This is a genomic window from Mucilaginibacter myungsuensis (genome assembly GCF_015222005.1).
Taxonomy (GTDB): Bacteria; Bacteroidota; Bacteroidia; order Sphingobacteriales; family Sphingobacteriaceae; genus Mucilaginibacter; species Mucilaginibacter myungsuensis.
In genome coordinates this window covers 189,633-212,772 of record NZ_JADFFL010000008.1, presented here as the reverse complement: position 1 = coordinate 212,772, position 23,140 = coordinate 189,633, and the positions used below count along the sequence as shown (strand labels likewise).

Sequence of the window (23,140 nt, the reverse complement as noted above, 5' to 3'; positions counted from 1 at the left end):
ATTGTATTATTTATTACGCTCGGTAGTGTACCGTACCAATTGCTCTAAACCCGTGCGTGCGTCGCCGGCGGGGAAAGTGTTCAGTATCTCGAAAGCGGCATCCTGATAAACCTTCATTTGTGTGCCGGCATATTCAAGTCCGCCTTTGCTTTTTACAAAATCGATGATACGGCCGATCTTGATCGGGTCGTCGTTATGGTTCTTCACCAGGTTGATCATCTCCTTCTTCTCGGCCGATGTACAATTCTTCAGCGCGTAGATGAGCGGGAGGGTCACTTTTTTCTCCTTGATGTCGATACCCAAAGGTTTACCCACATCGTCGGTACCAAAATCGAACATATCATCCTTGATCTGGAACGCGATGCCAATATGCTCGCCAAACAAACGCATCTTCTCTACCGTAGCCTCATCAGCACCTCCCGATGCGGCCCCGCAAGCGCAACAAGCCGCAATAAGCGATGCCGTTTTTTGGCGGATAACATCGTAATACACCGGCTCGTCTATATCCATCCGGCGCACTTTCTCTACCTGTAACAATTCGCCCTCGCTCATTTGTTTTACCGCTTCGGATACGATCTTGAGCAGGCCGAAATCGCCGTTATCGATAGAGAGTAGCAACCCCTTAGATAGCAGGTAATCGCCTACCAGTACAGCTATCTTATTTTTCCACAAAGCGTTGATAGAGAAAAAGCCCCGGCGTTGGTACGAGTTGTCTACCACATCGTCATGCACCAGAGTAGCGGTATGCAGTAGTTCTACCAAAGCGGCCCCGCGGTGTGTCGACTCATTAATGCCGCCGCACAAACTGGCCGAAAAGAATACGAACATGGGGCGGATCTGCTTGCCTTTGCGCTTAACGATGTAGTGAGTAATGCGATCAAGCAGCGGCACCGAACTTTGCATCGAGGCCTTGAAACGGCCCTCAAAAACGTCAATATCGGTAGCAATGGGTTTCTTGATCTCGTTAATGCTTAGCATTGGGCGGTAGCAGCGTAGTTTCCGTTGATGATGTTAGTGTTATATTATCGGCAAACATAAGTTAAAAAAACCGTACACCATTTACACAAATATTTTTTTGACGGTTAAACCTTAGCTTAATGGCATCGTCTTACCTATAAATGCCTCGGCTTATGGTGGTGCGTTGGCCGGACGCATTGATATTTAGCATATAGAATTTTGTTTGTAAAGCGTTTGCGTAAGCAAGCGCTTTTTCTGTTGAATATGGTTGGTAATTGTATTACATTTGCCCTCCGCAAAACAGAGTGTTTACTTTGTTTATCGCGACACGGAGAGGTGTCTGAGTGGTCGAAAGAGCACGCCTGGAAAGTGTGTATACGCCAAAAGTGTATCGAGGGTTCGAATCCCTCCCTCTCCGCAGATCAATATCCAATTCAGGTCAAACCCACTTAAAACTACAATTAAGTGGGTTTTTCAATTTCTACACTGTTCAATTTCCTCAAAACTAAGACATAGATCTTTCGGCAGACCATCCTGCGTCAGGGCTTTTTTGTCCGGACACCTTGTTAGCTAACGGCAACGATTGCGTTGATTTAACACTGGCATTGAGCGTTTTATGTTATAAAAACCGGTAATATAGCGTCACCAATTAGCCTAAAAAAATTACAGATCTTATTCAACCTTTTATGAAGACCAAGAAGAACACCTTGATGATAGCATTGTTATTATCAGCCTCGGCCGTGCCTGTGTCGGCGCAAAAAAAAGACAAACCAAGCGCAACGCCTTGTATGGACGTGCTTCATCTATTCACATCCCCGGGCGTACCCGCAATGGCACCTCAAGAAGAGCCATCGACCATGATCAAGCCGGGCGAAGAACAACCGGCCAACCTTCCGGGGAAAGGTCTTGCACAGCATCCAATGCTGTATGTGGGTGAGAACAATACCCGCATGTCGCTGATCAAAGACGGTAAAGTGATATGGACATACCAAACAGGCAAGGGTTATGAGTATGACGATGTATGGATGCTATCGAACGGCAACATCGTATTTACACGCATGAAGTACATTTCCATCATTACGCCTGATAAAAAGGTATTATGGAAAATGGACTTCCCTACTACCGGTCCGGATCATGCCGAAGTGCATGCCTGCCAACCTATCGGCTTAGATAAAGTGATGTTTGTAGTGAATGCTGCAAAGCCTAAAATATACATTGTTAATTATAAGACAGGTAAAACAGAACTGGAGCGCGAGATACCCTATCAAAACGCGGATCTGCGTGGTGTGCATGGCCAGTTCAGGCGTGGCAGGCTGACCGCCCAGGGTACCTATCTATTATCCTATCTGAGCCAGGGAAAAGTAGTTGAATACGATAAGGACTTTAACGAGATATGGAGTTACAATACATCAAAGCCATGGGCCGCCATCCGCCTGAAGAACGGCAACACACTGATAACCGACGAAAATGAATGGCGCACCTTTGAAGTTAACGCTAAAAAAGAGACCGTGTGGGAGTTCAATTGCAAGACAGACCTACCGGCCCAATATCAATTTGCATCGGCACCGCAAACCTGTACCAGGCTGGCTAACGGGAATACGATCTTCACCTCGCGCGGCGAAAATGGCAAAGGGCCTCAAATGATCGAGGTAACTAAAGATAAAAAGGTGGTTTGGGTACTGCACGACTGGAAAGCCGTAGGCGACGGGACCGCAGTGCAGGTATTAGATGACCCGGGGATACCTGAGATACCGGGGCAGTCTGAACACTAATAAAATATACTTAACATCGGTAGTGGATCGCCACTACCGATGTTTTACGGTGAAAGTCAATTAAAAGACCGCCCTAAGTCCAAGGGGATAATCTGTTTTCTGTTCAAATAGCTTGCTGAATGCTGCCGGGTGCTATTTGCATCCTCAGCGGGTCGCTCGGTCTATAAAACAAACAACATCTATATTTACGCCAAACTGCCGGCCCGTCAAGCTTTTCGCTTACTCGGATATTTCCGCACTCCATTCCGCAAACCCCTTAATTAAAGTTATCTTTGCGCCAAATTTCAAAACAGCACACTGTGATCAACGTAAATAACATTTCTGTTTCTTTTGGCGGGACCACCCTTTTTAGTGACGTTACCTTCCCCATCAACGAGAACGATAAAATAGCCCTGATGGGTAAAAACGGTGCCGGTAAATCAACCATCCTTAAGATAATTGCCGGCGAGACCAAGCCCACCACCGGTAACGTGACCGGACCAAAAGAAGCAGTGATCGCTTATCTGCCGCAGCACTTGCTTACCGAAGATAAGGCTACCGTTTTTGAAGAGACCATGAAAGCCTTTGCCGAAGTTAACAAACTGCAAAAAGAACTGGACTACGTGAACGAGCAACTGAACACCCGCACCGATTACGAGAGTGACGAGTACATGAAACTGATCGAACGCGTGTCGGAATTAAGCGAACAAGTTTACAGTGTTGAGGATACCAACTACGATGCCGAAGCCGAGAAAGTGCTGAAAGGCTTAGGCTTCGAGCGTAAGGATTTTACCCGGCCGACATCGGAATTTTCGGGTGGGTGGCGAATGCGTATCGAGCTGGCTAAGATTCTGCTGAAAAAGCCCGACCTGATCCTATTGGATGAGCCTACCAACCACATGGATATCGAGAGTATCCAATGGCTGGAAGATTTCCTGATCAACTCGGCCAAGGCGGTAATGGTCATATCGCACGACAGGGCTTTTGTCGACAATATCACCAACCGCACAATCGAGGTGACCATGGGCCGCATATATGACTATAAAGCTAAATATAGTCATTACCTTACGCTACGTGCCGACCGACGCGTACACCAACTGAAAGCTTACGAAGAGCAACAACGCTTTATTGCCGATAACCAGGAGTTTATAGACCGCTTTAGAGGTACCTATTCTAAAACTTTACAGGTACAATCGCGCGTAAAGATGCTGGAGAAGTTGGAGATCATTGAGATAGACGAGGTTGATACTTCGGCTTTAAGATTGAAATTCCCACCGTCGCCGCGCTCGGGTCAATACCCTTTGATCGTGGAAGACATGAGCAAAAGCTATGGCGACCATGTGGTGTTCAAGAACGCAGCTATGGTGATAGAACGTGGCGAGAAAGTGGCCTTTGTTGGTAAGAATGGCGAAGGTAAATCTACCATGATCAAAGCCATTATGGGCGAAATTGACTTTGAAGGCAGCTTAAAAGTTGGCCACAATGCCAAGATCGGTTACTTTGCCCAAAACCAGGCCGCGTTGCTGGATGAGAACGCGACCGTATTTGAGACCATTGATCAGATCCCGTTGAGTGATGGCACGGTAAAGGTCAAAGACCTGTTAGGCGCATTCATGTTCAGCGGCGATGATACCACTAAGAAAGTAAAGGTACTTTCGGGGGGTGAAAAGACCCGTTTAGCCATGATCAAACTGTTGTTGGAGCCTGTGAACCTGCTGATACTGGATGAGCCCACCAACCACCTGGACATGAAAACCAAAGACATCATCAAGGATGCTCTTAAGGATTTTGATGGCACGTTGATCCTGGTATCTCACGATCGTGATTTCTTAGACGGACTTGCAACCAAAGTATTTGAATTTGGCAACAAGCGCGTGCGCGAGCACTTTGAAGATATTAAAGGCTTTTTGGCTTACAAAAAGATGGACAGCTTAAAGCAAATAGAGCAAAGCTAAACACCTTTTAATAAAACAACCCGCGGGCTTGCCTAAGGCAAAGCACCGCGGGTTTGGCAACCGCTACGTTACTGCTCTTTATCCGCGAACATCTTAGCGTCGCGGGTATTTTTTTGTACGGCGATGGCCGAGAACATGCTTAGGCAAAACGCCATGGCATAAAATCCTTTTTCGCTTCGGTCAATATCGGCATTCCACAGGCCGATGGTCAGCAGCACCATGGCGGCAATGGTGGCAAACCAGCTGATGCCGTAATAAAGGTCGGTCACGGCCAGTCCCTCGGCGCGATCGCGCACACTTTTCTGTACCGATATCACGGCAAACAGGCCGAATAACAAGATGGTAAAATAATAGCCCTTTTCGTTCAGGCCCATGGCGGCGTTGCCCAAACCTATGCAGTAACCTGCCACGCCTAATAATAAAGCCAACCATGATGCGCCTATAAATGCGCCGGTAGGCTTAAATGGGTTGTTTTTCTTTTGACCAAAATTAGCGTAAGCTGAATTTTCTTCTGTACGGTTTTGTAGCGATTCCATAATATGTTGTTTTTGTTGTTAATATGGAAGCAAATGTGCGGTGCAAAATAATGCCGGAGAAATCAATATCATCAAAATACTGACAATATATTAAATAGATATATTACATTTACCTAAGTCAGATCATATCGTCATGGACCCACTTTCGGAGTTAGTAAATTTGTTTGATAGTTCGGATATAAAGCTATTTAAAGAGTTTTTAACGCGTAAAAACAAACGCACAGACGTAAAAAATCTTCAGTTCCTTAAATTAATAGAAACTGATGATATAAATAGCGAAAATAAACTATATGAAACCGCTAAAAACAAGGATGCTTATCACGCCTTACGCAAAAGATTGCAGGATAGCTTGCTCCAGTTCCTATCGCAACGCACGTTCGAGAATGACCATTCGCAAAGCTATGATGCCCTGCGCCTGCTGGTTGTAGGTCGGTTTTTGTTAGAGAATAATGTACCCAAGATCGCCTTTAAGTGTTTGGCTAAAGCCGAACGTTTAGCGGAGGAGCTGGAACAATTCAACCTGCTGAATGAGATCTTGCTATTAAGGATACAATACGCGCATTTACCCCGGGCCGAAGACCTGGAGAAATTGACCGCTCGTTTCCTCGGCAACCAGACCGATATGCAGCGCGAAGCCAGACTTAACCTGGCCTATGCCTTTTTAAGACAAGAACTTAAGGCTGTACATCTACAAGGCAAAGTGATAAACCTGAAGGCACTAATGCTCACCACCATCCGCAAATACAAGATATCCGAGCAGGACCTGATGACCTACAAGTCCATTTACCAGATCTTGTACATCGCTAACGAATACGCGGCCATACAGCAAAACTATGCAACCATAGAGCGCTATGTTGACCGGGCCAATAAATTTATGCAGACGCAAAGCGGATATAAACGGATCTATCTGTTCTACCACATATCCATCCTGTATTATTTGGCCAACTTTCATTTAAGGCAAAAGGGGTTTGCAAAGAGCCGGTCATACCTGCAAGAAATGATAGCTTTAATGCAAAAGGATAGCCGCTACCATACCTCGTTTTATTTGCGTTATCAATTACTATCAGCACTTAACTTATTTTTTACCGGTTCGGCCCCGGATGCGATCGAACTATTGCAAACGTCGCTCGCTGAAATTACAAAAGCACACAAACCCGAGGATATAGAAGACCTGCGGATCTGCCTGGCCATGTTCTTAGCATTATGCAACGATCGCGGATGTATAAAACAACTGAACCTGCTCACCCGCACCGATGCCTGGTATGAAAAGAAATTAGGCATGCTGTGGATCATCCGCAAAAGTTTGATGGAGATATTGGTGCAGGCGCAGTTCGGCAATATAGAACCGGCCATGTCGCGGTTAAGCAGTTTTCGCCGGAGATACAAAAAGTATTTGATACAAACATCAGAGGAGCGCGTATTAGCCTACCTGAAGCTGGTTGAACAATATTTGATCAGGCCCGACATGGCGACCGATACAGCCTACCAAAAAAGAGTTTTGGACCTGCTCAACACCGTAGGGAATGATGACATTTTCACCCTGAGCTTTATCGCCTGGTTAATAGCGCGTTGGGAGAAAGCTACTGCCTACGATGTAATACTGAAGATCATTCAACCCGGCAAGCAGCCCTAAACCAAAATTTGCCGTCAGATCATTTGGCACGCTTCTCCCGCTGTTTAGCCGCCTTTAGTTCGCGGTCTTTCTTTTTTGCAATGAGTTCGGCTTCCTGTGCTTCCAAGGCAAGTTCAGCAACCGACTTATCGGTCTTACCAAGTGAATCCGGATGCGACATAAAATCATCAAAGGAAATATCTGTAGAGTTAAAACTTTTAGTCAATTTTCTTTTCATGGGTTAATTTGAACATTCCTAACAAGAATAAGCCCGCTTGGTTTAAAACAATACGAATTAATTTAAATATCAGTTAAATTCAATTGGACCAAGACGGTCCGTTACAGATCAATAGTCTCGCCAACTTTGCGGGAAATGCTTTTTGGTAAGATCGTGGAAAAGGTCAAGCATCTGTTTTTCGATCTGAAGGTCAGGTAAATTAGGATTACCGTTAACTACGTCGGGGTATGGAAAATTGATTGCGCCCGTCTTAGTGCCTATCTTAAATTCGAACTTGCAGGCATCCGGTTCCGGAAAACGTTTGCTACGTTCAGCATTCAGATCAAATACCCCCATAGAATCTAATTTAGAGAAGAGCGTTTCGGTATTGGGTGTTGGCAATTCGTATTGGAAATACTGTTTGGGGTTTATTGGTCTATTCAAAACCACCCCATAATCCATACCTTTTCTGTAATAAATGAATGACCTCCACCTACCATTCAAACTTTTCAAGATCGTTAGTCGGTCCTCGTACTTCCCTTTGGTCAAAAGTCTCAATTCAATATCGGCTGTTGAGTTCACGATCGGGTCGGGTTGCCATACGCCACTACGGTCTAAACTAAAACCGGCGCAAGGGCAGGGCTTAAATCTTTTTGGCGGGGCCTCGGCCATAGGTTGGGCACAAGCTGTCAAACCCCAAGCGGTTATTATCATGATTAAAAAAAACTTTAACATCAGACACTTATGCACTTTAATAGAGATCATACAGGCTGGTTTATAGATCATCCGACAGCAGTATTTATTTCTTTAAGTGTATTAATCCTTTAAACGATGTTGGATAAGCAAGGTCAAGCGTTGCGCTGCCTTGACCAATTTCCTGAATCATCCCGTCGGACCTTGTGTAAACCAGCATATCGCCTCTTGGAGCTTGCCGCACATCAGATCCGTTAACTGCTAACCCGTTCAATTGCAACTGGTATTGAAATGACTTCTCGCTTCTCAGATCAAAGTTCAATAACCGTAATGGTAAAGCTAATTCGAGACAGCATGACAAGTTTCTATCAAAACTTATCGCTGCTTTAACCCCCTGGTCGTTATAGATAGAGACAACACTATCTTGAACATCTTTTACATTTCTAAGGCCGATCAACTTCAGTCGCGTACCCAGCAGGTCGATGTAGGATCGTCTCTTAGCTTCTTGTTCTTGATCTCCCTCATTCTCAGCCAATATCTTAGGTTGATAGGAGAATGTCATAAACAACGGTTTTTCATGAACCAAAAATTTAGGGAAAGTAATAGCACCAGCCTCCTTTAACGATGCTTTTTCAGGAGCTATCCGCAAAGTGATACCCCCGTTGACCAATTTTCGCATGGTTTTATTGTCGTCAACTTTAACCATTAAGTATAAAGCATTGTCATCATTTGAGATGGCATAATAAAATCTATTGAATTTATTATACGCACCCAAAACTTCATATTCATCTGGTCTCCCGTCGATCTTTACGTTTTTTGGTGCTTGTAAATATTTCGACTGGATAGTGGGGAGTTTTTGGCTATACAAAGCGATATAACTAAATGTTAAAATCAGTATAAGTACGATCGATCTTTTTTTCATAAAAATCAAAGCTTATAAGTTGATAAGGGATAATTATAAAAAGTAATTGGTAATGTGATATTGGTCTTCAAGATCTATCTACGATCCGGCTTAGTTTGCAATTGTTGAACTAATATATTAGGTCGTTTTGACATATCCAAGCTATCGATGAGAAAATTCTACCATCATGACAAACACCTGATTCCCGTATCCGTCTTAACACTTATTTTTGGACGACAGATAAACATTCATCATACCAACACATCAAACCTATGCAAACATTAAAAGGGAAAAAAGTAATAGTGACCGGCGGCGGTCGCGGTTTGGGCAAAGCCGTGGCGCTGCTATTAGCAGCCGACGGTGCCGACGTAGCCATTACCGGCCGGAACGAGGAACATCTTAAAACCGTAACATCCGAGATCGAGGCCCTTGGCGTTAACGCCGCCTACGCGGTTTTTAATGTGGACGACGAGGCCGCCGTAAAGACCAACATTGACAAGCTGGTAGCCCAACTTGGCGGTTTGGATATCCTGATCAACAATGCCGGTATAGGCAATATGGGTAGCCTTACCGACATGTCATCTGCCGATTGGAAACAGGTGATACAGACCAACCTGTTCGGCGCCTATCATGTGGCTATGGCAGCATATCCGCACTTGTTACAGAATGGCCAGGGCGATGTGGTCAATGTATCGTCATCGGCAGGGTTAAAAGGTGGCGCGGGCATGTCGGCTTATGCGGCATCTAAATCGGCCTTGATATCGCTATCACAATCCATGATGGCCGAATGGCGTAAGCAGAACATCCGCGTGATCACCCTAACCCCGAGCACCATTGCCAGCGACATGAGCATCACCGCCGGATTGACCAACGGCGACCCTGAAAAAGTACTGCAACCCGAAGACTTTGCCGAATGGGTACGCGACATCCTGAAAATGAACCGCAGGGCGCTGATCGCTAACGGGTCGATATTTTCAACGAATCCGTAAACGGATAACAGGTTTAACACGTACTTATTTAAGTCGGCAAAAACAGCGTCAGGCTTAGTTATTTTCACCGTTTTTCTGATCCACACTATCCGTATGCTACTTAACCGAACCTTTAGTACTATCGCCATGATCATTTGCGGCAGTTTGTTATCATCGTGCTTTACACTATTACAAGAACGCAACAAAGTAACTACCATACACACCACCCGCCCGGCGACGGTTACCATAGGCAATACATCTAAAAAGACGAAAAAGAACAGGGCCGAATTTACGTTGGTGAAAGACAGTGTTCCGCTACCCGTTACTGCTGTTTTGGATACCGGGCAACGCACGGTAACCGTCAAACCTAAAAACGCGCTTACTTATTATACAGATATGGCCATGTTCGGGACGGGGATATTGGTTCGTCATCACCCTAAAAGATACACTTACCCCGGCAACGTTTACATCACTACCGATACCGTATTCAATCATAAGCCGTTCCGTAACGCAAAAAAAGGCGATCTGTTACTGCACGTTTCCCTACCTTATGTAAATACTTTCAGCATGGTGCCGGCTAACGAACCACGAAAAAACAGTATCGGCTTCTTAGGTTTTTCGATGGGCTTGGACAAGTACTACAGCAAAAACAGATTCATTAGCCTGACGGCTGGTGGCGCTTTGGACTTCGCACTCCCATTCCCAGCACCGTACGACAGACTGGGCACCTACGACGATATGCGCTCTGTTTGGTTAGGGGCGACGAATAACCATGTTTTGGGGCGGTTCACTTTAGGATACGGCCTGTCGTACAGTAAAAATATTTGGATCTATACCTCTGATGTTACAGGCATCCCCGCAAACCCTGATCGGCAGACCACTATGGTTAATTATGCCGGCGGACTATTATTTAATAGCTATTGGCGGCTTAGTAACGCGTTCAATGTTGGCGCTATCTATCGCCCAAGTTTTGTCGGATTTGGTAATAACACGTCAACATATGAGCATTTGATCAGTTTGGATGTTGCCTGGAAGATCCACTTAAAAAAATAGTCGTCTTAGATTCACACAAAAATGCCCCGTCCATGACAAACCGCTCTTTGAAATATCGGTTACAACACGTAAATTTGAATAAGTTATCATTAGGCTATTACAAAGAGAGGTTATATGAAAAAGATAGGATTTTTATCCTTCGGCCATTGGTCTAACCATCCGGCCTACAAGGCCCAAACTGCCAGCGATACTTTGCTGCAATCCATAGATCTGGCGGTGGCTGCCGAGCAGATCGGTGTGGACGGGGCGTACTTTAGGGTACACCACTTTGCTGCGCAGCTGGCATCGCCGTTCCCGCTGCTATCGGCCATTGGCGCTAAGACCAGCAAAATAGAGATAGGCACGGGCGTGATCGATATGCGCTACGAAAACCCAATGTACATGGTTGAGGATGCCGGCGCTGCCGACCTGATATCAGGCGGGCGGTTGCAATTAGGCATTAGCCGCGGTTCGCCCGAGCAGGTGATCGATGGCTGGCGTTATTTTGGTTACGAACCTGCCGAAGGCGAGACCGATGCTGAGATGGGCCGCAGTAAAGCCCTGGAGTTTTTGGATCTGCTAAAGGGCGAAGGTTTTGCTAACCCGAACCCCTACCCCATGTTCCCTAACCCTCCTGGTCTGTTGCGTTTAGAACCGCATTCGGCCGGTTTGCGCGATCGCATTTGGTGGGGGGCTGCATCTAACGCTACTGCCATCTGGGCTGCCGAACAAGGCATGCATCTGCAAAGCTCGACCTTGAAGTTTGACGAGAACGGTAAGCCGTTCCACATCCAACAGGCCGAACAGATCCGTCTGTACAAAGAGGCCTGGAAAAAAGCCGGTCATAAAGGCGAGCCAAGGGTATCGGTAAGTCGTTCGATATTTGCCTTGATGAATGATCGGGACAGGATGTACTTTGGTCAGCAAGGCGAAGGCAGCGACAAGTTCGGGTACATTGAACCCGAAAAACGTGCCGTCTTTGGCAAAAGCTACGCCGCTGAACCGGACAAGCTGATCAAACAATTAGCCGAGGACGAGGCCATCCAGGAAGCGGACACGCTATTGTTGACCATCCCGAATACCTTGGGTGTTGATTATAATGTGCATGTACTATCATCCATACTGGAGCATGTGGCTCCGGGATTGGGTTGGAAGTAAGCACTATAGATCTATAATTAAAAAAGGCTTTGATGAGGGCATCCCTGCATCAAAGCCTTTTTTCATATCCGGTTTTGGCCTTTACTAAAGATCAAAAGAAATAGGCAAAGTATATTGCTGACGAACTACCGAGCTGCCAAGTTTTGCGGGCTGCCACTTACCGGAAGCTTTTACCAGCCTCACAGCCTCCTCATCTATATCCTTACTGACACCGCGCAGTACTTTAATATCGGTTAAAGAGCCATCCTGCTCTACCACAAAAGTTAAAAATACTTTCCCTTGCACATTGTTGGCCCGGGCCGCGGTCGGATAGCGCATGTTGCTCTTAACATACTCAACAAACTTTTGGGCCCCATCCGGATACGAAGCTTGCTGTTCCACAGCGCTGTAGATCGTAGTATTTTTATCCATACGCGGTGTTGCTACAGCTGTGGCTTGGGGGCTATTGCTTTCGGCAAAATTTATCGGGATCGTATATTGCTGCCTTACTACGGTGTTATTGTTCTTTCCCGGGTTCCATTTACCCAGCGACTTTATAACCCGTTGGGCTTCTTCGTCATAAAAAGTGCCGATACCGCGTAGTACTTTAAACGCGGTAAGGCTGCCATCTTTTTCAACCACAAAAGTTACAAACACTTTACCGTAACCCCTATTGCTCTCCTGGTCTTTAGGGCGACGAAGGTTCTTTTCAACCTGATCATAAAAAACACTTATACCACCCGGATACTCGGCGCTTTGTTCTACAGCGCTAAATATCTCATTAGTGCTTGGTTGTTTGCGTTCACTGCTTCCCACAGGCTCATCTATCCTGACACCGTCCATGTTAGCCAGAGTGATACGGGCCCTTTTTTCCGCGCTCAGTTCGGTGCCTGTGCCAAACGGGACCAAGGTTGTAACAAGTTGCCTTACCACAACACCGTTATTTTTAGCGGGCATCCATTTTGGTGAAGCTTTGAACAGCCTGATCGCCTCTTCATCGCAGCCGTAGCCAAGGCCACGGGCTATTTTGATATCAGTTAAACTGCCATCTTTTTCTACTGTAAAATACAGGGACACCTTTCCGCTAATGCCGTTTTCAAGTGCCTTGGCCGGATAATTAGTATTGCTTTTAATATATCTCGATAGCGCGGCCTCTCCACCCTGAAAGGCAGCGGGGATGTCTACCACACTGTATACCTTCTCTGCGGCTGTTTGTGCCGACGCTATGATCGGGCTTGATAAAAAGCAGATCGCAAGCAAGCCGATCTTTGCATAATTTACATTTTTCATTGCTGAGGTAAAGCTTAATAATATTCGATAACATTTTGTCTTCGCGACTGCAGAACGCCGTTTAGCGTCTCCTCTGTCCTGACCAGATAGCCCTTATTATCGTAATTATAGGTTGTAACCAGTGTTACGGAGGCCTTATTTGAATAATTGATGTACGGTGAATAAAAGCCGGGAGCCAACGTCCTGCCTGTATTGGTGCTTACCGTAGTTCGGCTTAAATATTTATCCTTATACTCGTAAATTATCTTTTGATAAAGTGTATCAAGCGTAGCGCTTAGCCCAACTATGCGACTCTGCAGATCGTAAGCGTAAGTTGTCCGGATCATTTTGTTAGGGTCTGAACCGTCCGGCCGGGTTTGCGCAAATATGTTCTTACCTAAATACTCGTAAGTCCCTATCGTGGTCGAATCTACGATGCTCCCCCTTAAACCATACTGTATCTGTTTTTGCAGCAAATGTTCTTTATCGTAAATAAGACCTATCCAACGGGTATTAGGGCTGCTTAAAGTCTTAAATTCAGCCATTACCAAACGTTTATCTTTATACTGATAGTTGGTTACCTGGTATGGTTTACCCAGGCGGCTATCTTCTGCGGCTACTAACAGGCTATCCTTATCATAAAAGAACCTGGACAAGACGCGCGAGGTGGTGTCTGCATCCATTAACTCCCAGGTAATAAAATAATCTGTTTTGCCCGAAGGCAGAGTTACGATCTTGCATACCGTTGTTGAGCGGCTGCCGGGCCTTTGACTGCGCCAAATGGCAACCCCGGGCATAGGATAACTATAGTTTGCAATTAACGAGCGCTTACCGTATAAAAAAGAGACCATGCTCAGGGGCCTCCCTTGTCTGTCATATTCGGTTATTGCCATGGTATCTGCACGGTTGGGCTTGTTAACATCAAGTTCCGATATCAGAACACTTTTCTTGACAGACCTTTGCGATCGCTGCCCGATATAAGGCGTAATATCATATGGTAAGGGTACTGCTTTAACATCCGCCAATGATTGGGCAAAACAATTGGCCGCAGATAAAAGCAACAAAAAAGACAGAATAGGTATAGGTGATCTCATGAGTAAATTGTTGTAAAGATAAGCAAGTGAGGCGTTAAAGTAAAACATAACTTAATCAGTCTCGTTGGTTCTTCCGTTTTCCGCTGCTGTCGCATTAAACCCTAACTTAGACGTATCTGCACCGCTTTTCATGAACTGACAATACCGACTTTTACATTGTTACAATTAAAACCATAGCGACATGAGAAAGATAACCGTTCTGTCATTCATCACCCTGGATGGTGTGATGCAAGGCCCGGGTGGCCCGGATGAGGATACCGCCAACGATTTTAAACTCGGGGGATGGGTAGCGCCTTTTGGAGACGGGGACTCCGGCCCCATTATGGAAAAACAACTGCAACGCGCCGACCTGATGCTGGGCCGCAAAACCTTTGATATTTGGGAAAACTATTGGCCCAAACACGCCGAATACTGGCCCGGCGTAAACGAGGTAACCAAATACGTACTGACCAACACCGTAGAAAGTACCGAATGGACCAATGTAGTTTTCGTTAAAGATATCGAGGACATCAAAAAAGTAAAAGCATCCGACGGACCCGAGATCAGGATCTGGGGAAGCAGCGGCCTCGTGCAACTTTTGTTAGCGCACGATCTGGTAGATGAGTTTTGGCTAAACATTCACCCGGTGATATTGGGTAAGGGTAAACGCCTGTTCGATGATAGCGCTGTCCCGGCCTCTTTCCGGATCGTAGAAAGTACCATCACATCTACAGGGGTTATCATGGTGAACTATAAAAAAGACGGAGAAGTAAAAACGGGCAAAGCGGGACCAGAATAGCTGCCAGCCTTGAATAGCAAAGCCTTGTACGTGCGACGGTACAAGGCTTTTTGCTTAACTATTAACTATCACGACAAGAATACGCTCAGGATTTTAAAACATAGGAATGCTTTGCGAAACAAAGTCAGCATCGACAATGGCGCGCGCTTCTCCTTGCTTAATGAAACGGGTACCACCGTTGGTATTATCGATATTGATCAAACCAAAACGGAGGTTATTGATCAGCGCGCCGTTCCGCTCGCCGGATATGATCACCCCAAATATGGCTGAGTTAGATCCGCTTACCGACTTCACCTTACCATAAATGGTAAAAGCGTTACCCTTACCGCTTACGGCAGTAGCTATGCTGGTGTCGGCATCGTTCAGCAAAAATTTACTGATCAGCTTGATGCTTCCGGTCTCTTTATCCTGCTCGAAGAATTTAATGTCGGCATCCTTAAAGGTCATGTTTGCCTGATCGGTCGGTCGGTTACTTTTCAGCAAACGCAAAGGTTTAAAAGTAAACGCGCCTTGCATATCAGGCGGGGTGGTCTCGCGGTTAAGGGTTATACCCAATTTAGCCAGCGTGTCCTGATATTGCTGAGGGATGATATCCAATATCTTTTTCTCCAGGATCTGTTCCTTATTGATCTGGTCGACAACCTCGTTCTGGGTATCTTTTTTACAGGATGTAAAAGCGATTATAGTTAACAGTGTAATTACACTTAACTGTTTTAGGTTCTGTGTTATGGTTTTCATGTTAATTTTATTTGTTAACGGTAATTGGTATTAATGACCAAGTTGGAAATATTACATAGAGATGGTGATCTCTAATACTCAAAAGTTTTGATTCAACGGGTGGTTAAAATGTGATGGCCTGGGAAACAAAGTCTGTATCGAATACCGCCCGTGCATCACCTTGCTTAATGAATCGGGTGCCACCATTAGAGTTGTCGATATTGATTATCCCATAACGGATGTTGCTAAGCGTAGCGCCATTTTTCTCGCCCGAAATAATGATGCCGAATATGGCAGAGTTGGTGCCCGCTACCGACTTAACTTTTCCATACACCGTGAAGCTGTTACCGGTTCCACTAATGGCGGTAACAATGCTGGTATCGGCCGTATTTAGCAGGTTATTGCCTATTATCTTGATGTTGTTGTCTTTATCCTGAGCAAAGAATCTAACGGATGCATCTGCAAATGAAAGATTTGGGCTATCCTGTGGCCGGTTACTCTTTAATAACCTTAACGGTTTAAATGCGAACGACCCTTCTAATGCTGGTGGGGCTGTCTCGGTATTCAACACCAGACCCAGTTTGGCCAGCGTATCCTGATATTGTTTGGGAATGATATCAGCTATCTTTTTCTTTAGTTCCTCTTGTTTAACTATTGCATCCACCGCTTCATTTTGTGTGTCTTTTTTACAAGATGCAAAAGCAACTATAACAACCATTACGGTCGCCAAGGTCCATCGTAAATTTTGTGTAAATGTTTTCATGTCTCGGGTATTTTTAATGTTTTTGAATGATACCCAAAATTGAGGTTTATGGACGGGGCAGGAAATACCACATTGGGTGATTTAAATGCGGTTTTTGTTATAGGAATGTTGCGTTGGGGTATAAGGTGGCGATATAAAAAACCTTTAGCCATCTAAGCGTCTAAGCTTACATATAAGGCATAGCTACGGGAGCGTGGACGCTCGAAAGATAGCATATTTCAGGCGTAGACACTTGAACTGGCATTGGGTATTAGAATAGATAATTATACGAACCCCTGCTGCTTTGCCTTCATAATAGCCTCGGAGCGGGAGGCCACGTGCAATTTTTTGTAGATGCGCTTAATATGGGTGCGCACGGTCTCGTAACTGATAAAGGCTTTATCGGCCAGATCGCGGTAGTTGTAGCCTTCCATCATCAGGGATAGGATCTCTTTTTCGCGGGCGCTCAGGGCAAAGTCGGTCTCTTCGGGTTGTACCAGGATCACATTTTTACGCACAAAAAATTGCAGCACCTTTTGTGCTATGGCCGACGACATAGAAGCGCCGCCTTTATGCACCTCTTCCAATGCCTGCAACAGTTTCAACGGCGAATCGGCCTTTAAAATGTAGCCCGACGCGCCCGCACAAAGTGCCTTAAATATCTTATCGTTATCGTTAAAAACGGTTTGGATAAGCACCTTAACATCCGGGAAATTATCGGTAATGATCTGCGTAGCTTCGATGCCGTTGCGGCCGGGCATCTCGATATCCATTAGCACCACATCGGGGCGGCAAAAAAGGATATCGGCCTCTACCTGGTTCACATTGGCGAAAGTGCCCGTACAGATAAACCCCGGCGTACCATTAATAATGGTTTGCAAGGCCTCGCGTATCAGCTTATTATCCTCAAATATGGCTACTTTAATTTCCATTGTTAGTGTGCCTCAAATATTATGGTTTTACCGCTAAGCCAACATACCCCATTAGGTGATTTTGCAATTTAAATTGATGCGGGTGCCATTACCCGATTTGCTATCTATTGTCAATTTTCCGCCGATATCTTTGGCCCGGTTGCGCATGTTCATCAAGCCGTTACCGCTACCGCCGTTATCGACCGCAAAACCATCGCCGTTATCTTGTATCTCTATTTCTAACTGCCTGCCCGATACCGTTATAGTAACCCTTAACAAATTGCCGCAGCTATACTTTACGCTATTGTTGATCGCCTCCTTACAGATTAGGTAGACGTTCTGCCGTGCCTCCATCGGTAGCTTCAGATCTTCCATACCGGGATCGTAAACAAATTCGGCCTTAATGTTTTTTGCGGCGGCTATCTGGATGGCAAATTCTTTTAAACGATCGATCAAAGCCGAAAGGTGGTCTTGGATAGGGTTGACCGCCCAAACAATATCATTCAGTTTGGCTACCATCTCGCCGGCGTTATCTTTGATGATATCCAGTGAGTTATTTACCGCGACGGCTTCGCCATTTTTTACCTGCTCTTTGGTGATGTAGCTGTACATGGCAATTCCGCTGAGGGTCGCCCCAACTTCATCGTGCAGATCCTGACTGATCTTACTGCGTACGTTGGCCATTTTCAATCGTTGCAAAGCGTAGTATCGGTAAGCGATAAAGGCAATCACGATCACGAGGATGATCAGCATTAAAATGTATGACCGCGTAATGGCCAAATTCTGCTTGTTTTGCGATTCGGCCAGTTCAAGTTCGAAGATCTTTTTTTCGTTCTGCAAGCCCATCAACACCAGCGATTGTATCTGCATGTTACTACGATCGTAAGTAGCCTTCTGTATGTCGGTCCGTAGTTGCAGTGTCCTGCTCAGGGCGGCGTTGTCGCTATACTTTCGGTAGATCTTTACAGCCGCATCTAAAAAGATAGACAAGTAATAATCATTGGTTTGCGGGTACGCCTTCAACAGCGCGAAGCCTTTATCCAATTGCGCTAAAGCCAGTGGCCTGTTATTGCTGATAGCGGCGCACTCGGCCAAACCGCCATAGGTAGTTAGTTCCACATCAAAGGCCTTGCTCGCGTCGGCATATTGTCGACTAAGTTCAAAGTATTTTAAAGCACTATCCACACTTTGTTTTTGGATAAAAGCCATACCCAGGTTAAGTGTCGCGGTAGCTTCGCCCCTGCCTGATGCGATCTCTTTAGCTTTTTTTAATGACAGTCGACAGTAACGGATAGCGCTATCGGGTTGGTTCGATTTCTCAAAAGCTTCGGCCAGGTTGCCGTAGATATGGTATAGTTCGGACAGTTCGATGTGGTGTGGTTTATGCGGCAACTTAGGCGCTGCTTTTAACCCCAACTTGAAATTCCGGATAGCTTCTACATATTTATTCTTGTTCAGGTTGAACAGGCCCTTAAAATTGTAGGCATCTAACAGCAGCGTACTGTCTTTAAGCACACGGGCAATGGTCTCCGCTTTGTTGGCTTCCAGCAGGCCAAGCTCGTGCAGGTTGTTGTAGTAGTAAACCTCGGCCTGCCGCGAAGTAAGGTAGTAGGAGAATAGCGACGGCCGGCGATAACTCACCTGGGTGTAGATCTTATTTAGCCAAAACTGCGCCGAATCATATTGACCGGTAGTCATGTGGGCATCGGCTTTATTAAAGGCATTTAGGATCTGCTTGTCGCCGCCGGCGCTTTGCGGTAGCTGATCGCGTTGCGCAAAAACCAGAGAGGGCAAGCATATCAAAAATACGATGAGCGGCTTAAGCATTTAATAAAGATAGAAATTATAAGTAAGATGGTAGGTTTAGCTTCTATGAAAGGGACCCTCGGTGTTGATGACCATAACTTTCTGTCACTATTCTTACTCTATTTTTATTTAATTTTTAATTAAAATATTTGTCAAAATAGTAAAACTTTTAGCTCTGCTATCAAGTTGCTCATAGAAACCACAAACAAAATATCTATGAAAGCAGCTGTTTTTCACAAACCCGGCGATATCCGCTACGATACCGTCGAAGATCCGCGTCTGGAACAAGACACCGATGTAATTTTAAGGGTCACCTCTACCGCTATATGCGGATCTGACCTGCACATCCTGAGCGGAGGTGTACCACAACCCAAGCCCATGATCATGGGGCACGAGTTTATGGGTATAGTAGAGGAAGTTGGTAAAGGTGTTACCAAACTCAAAAAAGGCGACCGCGTGGTAGTGCCGTTCCCGATCTCTTGCGGCGAATGTTTCTTTTGCAAGCACGATGCTTCGCCTTCTTGCGAAAACTCTAACTACAAGCACTACGGACCTAACGGCGACCTTGCCGATCAAAAAGGTGCGGCTTTATTTGGCTACACCGATCTGTATGGCGGTTACTCGGGTGGTCAGGCAGAGTACGTGCGTGTGCCTTATGCCGACATTAGTCCGCGTATAGTGCCCGATAACATGACCGACGAGCAGGTGCTTTTCCTAACCGATATCTTCCCTACCGGCTGGTCGGCTATCGACTGGGCGCAGCTTAAGGGCGGCGAGGTAGTGGCCATTTTCGGCTCAGGCCCTGTCGGTTTAATGGCACAAAAAGCGGCTTGGCTGAACGGTGCAAGCCGGGTGATCGCTATCGACCCGCTGAACTACCGTTTAGAGCGCGCTAAAGCAGTAAATAAAGTAGAAACGCTGAACCCGAATGAGGTGGACGTAGTTGAAGCTATCCGCGAAATGACCGGCGGCCGTGGTGCCGACGTTTGTGTGGACGCGGTAGGTTTTGAACCGGAGCGTAACATTATGGATAAGGCCAAAGCACTCATCAATTTTGAGGTGGGTAGTATGAAGGTGCTGGATATGGCTTTTAAAGCAGTCCGCCGCAGCGGCACGGTGACCATTGTAGGCGTTTACGGATCCCCTTATGATAACTTCCCTTTACACCGCATTTTTGATAAGGGCGTTACGTTAAAAATGGGACAAGCCCCGGTGTTAAATTACATCGACCATCTGATCGATCTGGTGGCTACCGAAAAAGTGGTACTGGATGACATCATCAGCCACACTTTACCTTTAAGCGAGGTGACCCGCGGTTACGAGATATTTGACAAAAAGGAAGAGGATTGTGTGAAAGTGGTACTGAAACCATGGGAGCAACAAAAACCGACCGAAAATACCGAACCTGTTAAAATAGAGAACTAAGCAATAAGACCATACCAATGGAAAACCAAATAAAAACAGCGTTAATAACCGGTGCCACAAGCGGCATCGGTTACGAGTTGGCTAAGCTATTTGCCCAAGATCAGTACAACCTGATCATTGTAGCCCGGAATACCGATGAGTTAGAACACAAGGCTAACGAGTTCCGCCAGTCGGGCGTTCAGGTGACCACCATCGCTAAAGACCTTTTTAATAAAGATGAGGTCAATACTTTGTGTCAAGAGGTTGAGGCACTTGGTGTACAAGTAGACGTGTTAGTGAACAATGCCGGACAAGGCCTATACGGCGAATTTAAAGATACCGACATTGAAGGGGAGTTAGCGATCATCAACCTGAACATCAATTCGCTGGTGATGCTCACCAAGCATTTTGTTAAGCAAATGGTGCAGCGTAACGATGGCAAGATCCTTAACCTTGCCTCAGTGGCCAGTAAACTGCCCGGGCCATGGCAATCGGTTTATCATGGTACTAAAGCTTTTGTGCTGTCTTTCACCGAGGCCATCCGTGCCGAGTTAGCCGAGACCAACATTACCATCACCGCGCTGATGCCGGGTGCGACTGATACCGACTTTTTTAACAAAGCTGATATGCTGAGCAGCAAGGTGGTACAGGATAAAGAGTCGCTGGATAAGGCTGCTGATGTTGCTAAAGTTGGTTACGACGCCCTGATGAACGGCGATGACAAAGTGATAGCAGGCTTTAAAAACAAAGTGCAGGTTGGCATGTCTAACCTTATGCCGGACAGTGTGGTCGCCAACAACATGCGCGAAATGCAAAAGCCGGCCGAGCAAGAACAGCAACAGAACGAATAACAGCATGGATGAGCAAACCATAAAAAAAGGCGCCCGCATTTTGCTGGGCGCCAATTTGATATTTGCAGGGATCGGTCACCTCACTTTTGCCCGAAAAGAGTTTAGGGCGCAAGTACCCAATTGGGTGCCATTAGCTAAGGATGACACCGTGTTATACTCGGGCTTTGCAGAAATAGCGTTAGGTGCCGCGTTGGTATTTGCACCAAAAAAGCATGAGGATACTATAGGCAAAGCAGCGGCCGGATTTTTCGCTGCAGTGTTCCCCGGTAACATCGCACAGTACACACATCACCGGGATGGCTTTGGGTTGGATACCGACAACAAACGTTTGGCGCGGTTATTCTTTCAGCCCGTATTAATGTTATGGGCTATTAAAAGCACCGAAAAAAGCAAATAAGATGAAGAGCAAAAGCATTGCCGATAAATTACGCGGAAAGACCATCGTGATCACAGGCGCATCAAGCGGTGCCGGCCGGGCAGCGGCATTGGAGTTTTCTAAATACCAGGTAAATTTGGTATTGGCAGCCCGAAACCAGGCCGCGCTTGAAGAAGCCGCCGACGAATGCCGTGAACTTGGCGCTGATGTTTTGGTAGTCCCTACAGATGTTACCGACCCCAAAGCCATGATCAACCTGGCTAATGCCGCTAATGATTGGCAGGGCAGCATAGACGTATGGCTAAATAACGCGGGGGTATTAGCCGCCGGTCCGTTCGATGAGATGCCAATGGCTTTGCACGAGCAGGTGATCAAAACCAATTTATTGGGATATATGAATGGGGCACATGCGGTATTGCCTTTCTTTAAAAAGCAAAAAGCCGGTGTGTTAATCAATAATATATCCATCGGTGGTTTTCTGCCCGTACCCTATGGTAGTGGTTATACCGCAAGCAAGTTCGCGTTGCGTGGCTTCAGCGAAGCCCTGAAAGGCGAATTGACACCATGGCCCGGCATCCACGTGTGCGACCTGTTCCCTGCATTTTTAGATACGCCCGGGATAAAGCATGCAGCTAACTACACCGGCAAGGAACTAAAGCCCGCTCCACCTGTTTACGACCCTGCCCGCTTGGCCCAAGCTATGGTAGAGGTAGCGGCCTGGCCGGTAGCCACAAAGTATATAGGCAGTGTATCACCATTACTGAAATTTAGCCATGCCCTGTTCCCGCAGTTAGTAACCAACACTACCGCCTGGGTAATGCGCCGTTATTTTAAAGTAGCCAAACCAATAGCCTTATCAGACGGGAACGCTTTCCAAACCGTTGATTACGGAATGTCAACCCACGGTGTGTCCGGCATACCCGGCGAACCTAAAGCGCACCGCAAATATTTAGCTGCGGCGGTGATCGCGGGTGTGTTGGCGGGTGTGTTTTTTGCAAGGAGATAGATAGACACCGACCTGCCCGCGATCATAAGGAAACAACCTTACTCACTATCTATCACATACGATACCATCTTCGCGATCTTATCATTCTTAAAATGGTACACATCGCAAAAGTGGCCTTTGTAGGGTTTGCCATCGGGGCGGGTGCCGCTACTGCTCCCTTGTACCGAAGCAATATCACCCTCGATCACAATGGTATCGAACTTAAACTCCATCTTTTCGGGCATATTGGGCGGCATCTCCATGCTGTTTATGGCTTCGCGGCCATTAAGCGTGGTGTGCCCTGTGGTTGAGCTGTACATTTCCCAAACCATGTCATCGGCTGCATAGTCCATAAAGGCTTCCATGTTGCCGTCGCTAAAAAAGCTGTTGATCTTTTCGATCAGTTCTTTTGTTGTTGCCATAATTAAGCAACAGCTATGGTCACCAA

General features: G+C 46.1%; 23 protein-coding genes and 1 tRNA gene. 12 read left to right on the top strand and 12 right to left on the bottom strand.

The genetic code is table 11. The features are described 5' to 3' along the window. Positions 1-6 precede the first annotated feature (6 nt). A complete protein-coding gene (locus IRJ16_RS18830) occupies positions 7-978 on the bottom strand; it encodes a polyprenyl synthetase family protein (protein WP_194113194.1) in 972 nt (323 codons plus the stop codon). Between the two features lie 309 nt (positions 979-1,287). Here IRJ16_RS18830 and IRJ16_RS18825 point away from each other — a divergent pair. From IRJ16_RS18825 to IRJ16_RS18815, 3 genes are all read left to right on the top strand, one after another. Further along, positions 1,288-1,375: transfer RNA gene (locus IRJ16_RS18825), tRNA-Ser, on the top strand. 268 nt (positions 1,376-1,643) lie between these two features. After that, on the top strand, positions 1,644-2,729 hold the full coding sequence (locus IRJ16_RS18820) for a hypothetical protein (RefSeq protein WP_194113193.1): 1,086 nt from the start codon (positions 1,644-1,646) through the stop codon (positions 2,727-2,729). A gap of 299 nt (positions 2,730-3,028) precedes the next feature. Then, the gene (locus IRJ16_RS18815; protein WP_194113192.1) at positions 3,029-4,663 is read left to right on the top strand and encodes an ABC-F family ATP-binding cassette domain-containing protein; all 1,635 of its coding nucleotides are present in this window, start codon (positions 3,029-3,031) and stop codon (positions 4,661-4,663) included. A gap of 68 nt (positions 4,664-4,731) precedes the next feature. On the opposite strand, the gene yiaA is transcribed toward IRJ16_RS18815, so the two are convergent. Next, entirely contained in the window at positions 4,732-5,199 is a 468-nt protein-coding gene (gene yiaA / locus IRJ16_RS18810; protein WP_194113191.1) for an inner membrane protein YiaA, read from the bottom strand. 133 nt (positions 5,200-5,332) lie between these two features. Here yiaA and IRJ16_RS18805 point away from each other — a divergent pair, with 133 nt between their 5' ends. Beyond that, positions 5,333-6,832, top strand: a complete 1,500-nt coding sequence (locus IRJ16_RS18805) for a hypothetical protein (protein ID WP_194113190.1) — start codon at positions 5,333-5,335, stop codon at positions 6,830-6,832. Between the two features lie 19 nt (positions 6,833-6,851). Here the strand turns inward: IRJ16_RS18805 and IRJ16_RS18800 are convergent, their stop codons facing one another. The 3 genes from IRJ16_RS18800 to IRJ16_RS18790 form a co-directional block, all read right to left on the bottom strand. Further along, complete coding sequence (locus tag IRJ16_RS18800) at positions 6,852-7,049, bottom strand: hypothetical protein (RefSeq protein ID WP_194113189.1); 198 nt, start codon at positions 7,047-7,049, stop codon at positions 6,852-6,854. Positions 7,050-7,157: 108 nt separating this feature from the next. Beyond that, a complete protein-coding gene (locus IRJ16_RS18795) occupies positions 7,158-7,742 on the bottom strand; it encodes a hypothetical protein (RefSeq protein WP_194113188.1) in 585 nt (194 codons plus the stop codon). Positions 7,743-7,827: 85 nt separating this feature from the next. Further along, positions 7,828-8,643, bottom strand: coding sequence for a hypothetical protein (locus IRJ16_RS18790; protein ID WP_194113187.1), 816 nt, complete (start codon positions 8,641-8,643; stop codon positions 7,828-7,830). Between the two features lie 251 nt (positions 8,644-8,894). Here IRJ16_RS18790 and IRJ16_RS18785 point away from each other — a divergent pair, with 251 nt between their 5' ends. The 3 genes from IRJ16_RS18785 to IRJ16_RS18775 all read left to right on the top strand — a co-directional run bounded on the left by IRJ16_RS18785 (position 8,895) and on the right by IRJ16_RS18775 (position 11,780). Further along, positions 8,895-9,611 (top strand): 3-ketoacyl-ACP reductase, encoded by a 717-nt coding sequence (locus IRJ16_RS18785; RefSeq protein WP_194113186.1) that lies wholly within the window; start codon positions 8,895-8,897, stop codon positions 9,609-9,611. A 93-nt stretch (positions 9,612-9,704) separates the two neighbouring features. Next, complete coding sequence (locus IRJ16_RS18780; RefSeq protein ID WP_194113185.1) at positions 9,705-10,643, top strand: hypothetical protein; 939 nt, start codon at positions 9,705-9,707, stop codon at positions 10,641-10,643. 114 nt (positions 10,644-10,757) lie between these two features. Next, a complete protein-coding gene (locus IRJ16_RS18775) occupies positions 10,758-11,780 on the top strand; it encodes an LLM class flavin-dependent oxidoreductase (protein WP_194113184.1) in 1,023 nt (340 codons plus the stop codon). A gap of 84 nt (positions 11,781-11,864) precedes the next feature. Here the strand turns inward: IRJ16_RS18775 and IRJ16_RS18770 are convergent, their stop codons facing one another. Together IRJ16_RS18770 and IRJ16_RS18765 are read right to left on the bottom strand one after the other, a co-directional pair. Further along, a complete protein-coding gene (locus tag IRJ16_RS18770) occupies positions 11,865-13,049 on the bottom strand; it encodes a TonB family protein (RefSeq protein WP_194113183.1) in 1,185 nt (394 codons plus the stop codon). A gap of 14 nt (positions 13,050-13,063) precedes the next feature. Further along, a complete protein-coding gene (locus IRJ16_RS18765; RefSeq protein WP_194113182.1) occupies positions 13,064-13,921 on the bottom strand; it encodes a hypothetical protein in 858 nt (285 codons plus the stop codon). Positions 13,922-14,303: 382 nt separating this feature from the next. Between IRJ16_RS18765 and IRJ16_RS18760 the strand changes: the two genes are divergently transcribed. Continuing rightward, a complete protein-coding gene (locus tag IRJ16_RS18760; RefSeq protein ID WP_194113181.1) occupies positions 14,304-14,900 on the top strand; it encodes a dihydrofolate reductase family protein in 597 nt (198 codons plus the stop codon). Between the two features lie 93 nt (positions 14,901-14,993). Here the strand turns inward: IRJ16_RS18760 and IRJ16_RS18755 are convergent, their stop codons facing one another. The 4 genes from IRJ16_RS18755 to IRJ16_RS18740 all read right to left on the bottom strand — a co-directional run bounded on the left by IRJ16_RS18755 (position 14,994) and on the right by IRJ16_RS18740 (position 19,097). Beyond that, positions 14,994-15,638, bottom strand: coding sequence for a hypothetical protein (locus IRJ16_RS18755; protein ID WP_194113180.1), 645 nt, complete (start codon positions 15,636-15,638; stop codon positions 14,994-14,996). Positions 15,639-15,741: 103 nt separating this feature from the next. Next, the gene (locus IRJ16_RS18750; protein WP_194113179.1) at positions 15,742-16,380 is read right to left on the bottom strand and encodes a hypothetical protein; all 639 of its coding nucleotides are present in this window, start codon (positions 16,378-16,380) and stop codon (positions 15,742-15,744) included. 263 nt (positions 16,381-16,643) lie between these two features. Further along, complete coding sequence (locus IRJ16_RS18745; protein ID WP_194113178.1) at positions 16,644-17,291, bottom strand: response regulator transcription factor; 648 nt, start codon at positions 17,289-17,291, stop codon at positions 16,644-16,646. A 51-nt stretch (positions 17,292-17,342) separates the two neighbouring features. Next, positions 17,343-19,097, bottom strand: a complete 1,755-nt coding sequence (locus IRJ16_RS18740) for a tetratricopeptide repeat-containing sensor histidine kinase (protein ID WP_194113177.1) — start codon at positions 19,095-19,097, stop codon at positions 17,343-17,345. 195 nt (positions 19,098-19,292) lie between these two features. On the opposite strand from IRJ16_RS18740, the gene IRJ16_RS18735 reads away from it, so the two are divergent. The 4 genes from IRJ16_RS18735 to IRJ16_RS18720 are packed head-to-tail and all read left to right on the top strand — an operon-like array spanning position 19,293 to position 22,713. Further along, positions 19,293-20,501: a zinc-dependent alcohol dehydrogenase gene (locus tag IRJ16_RS18735; protein ID WP_194113176.1), complete on the top strand. Its 1,209-nt coding sequence runs from the start codon at positions 19,293-19,295 to the stop codon at positions 20,499-20,501. A gap of 17 nt (positions 20,502-20,518) precedes the next feature. Further along, positions 20,519-21,331, top strand: a complete 813-nt coding sequence (locus IRJ16_RS18730; protein ID WP_194113175.1) for an SDR family NAD(P)-dependent oxidoreductase — start codon at positions 20,519-20,521, stop codon at positions 21,329-21,331. A gap of 4 nt (positions 21,332-21,335) precedes the next feature. Then, the gene (locus tag IRJ16_RS18725) at positions 21,336-21,728 is read left to right on the top strand and encodes a DoxX family protein (RefSeq protein ID WP_194113174.1); all 393 of its coding nucleotides are present in this window, start codon (positions 21,336-21,338) and stop codon (positions 21,726-21,728) included. 1 nt (position 21,729) lies between these two features. Further along, entirely contained in the window at positions 21,730-22,713 is a 984-nt protein-coding gene (locus IRJ16_RS18720) for an SDR family oxidoreductase (protein ID WP_194113173.1), read from the top strand. Positions 22,714-22,751: 38 nt separating this feature from the next. On the opposite strand, the gene IRJ16_RS18715 is transcribed toward IRJ16_RS18720, so the two are convergent. Further along, on the bottom strand, positions 22,752-23,114 hold the full coding sequence (locus IRJ16_RS18715; RefSeq protein ID WP_194113172.1) for a nuclear transport factor 2 family protein: 363 nt from the start codon (positions 23,112-23,114) through the stop codon (positions 22,752-22,754). Between the last annotated feature and the right edge of the window lie 26 nt (positions 23,115-23,140).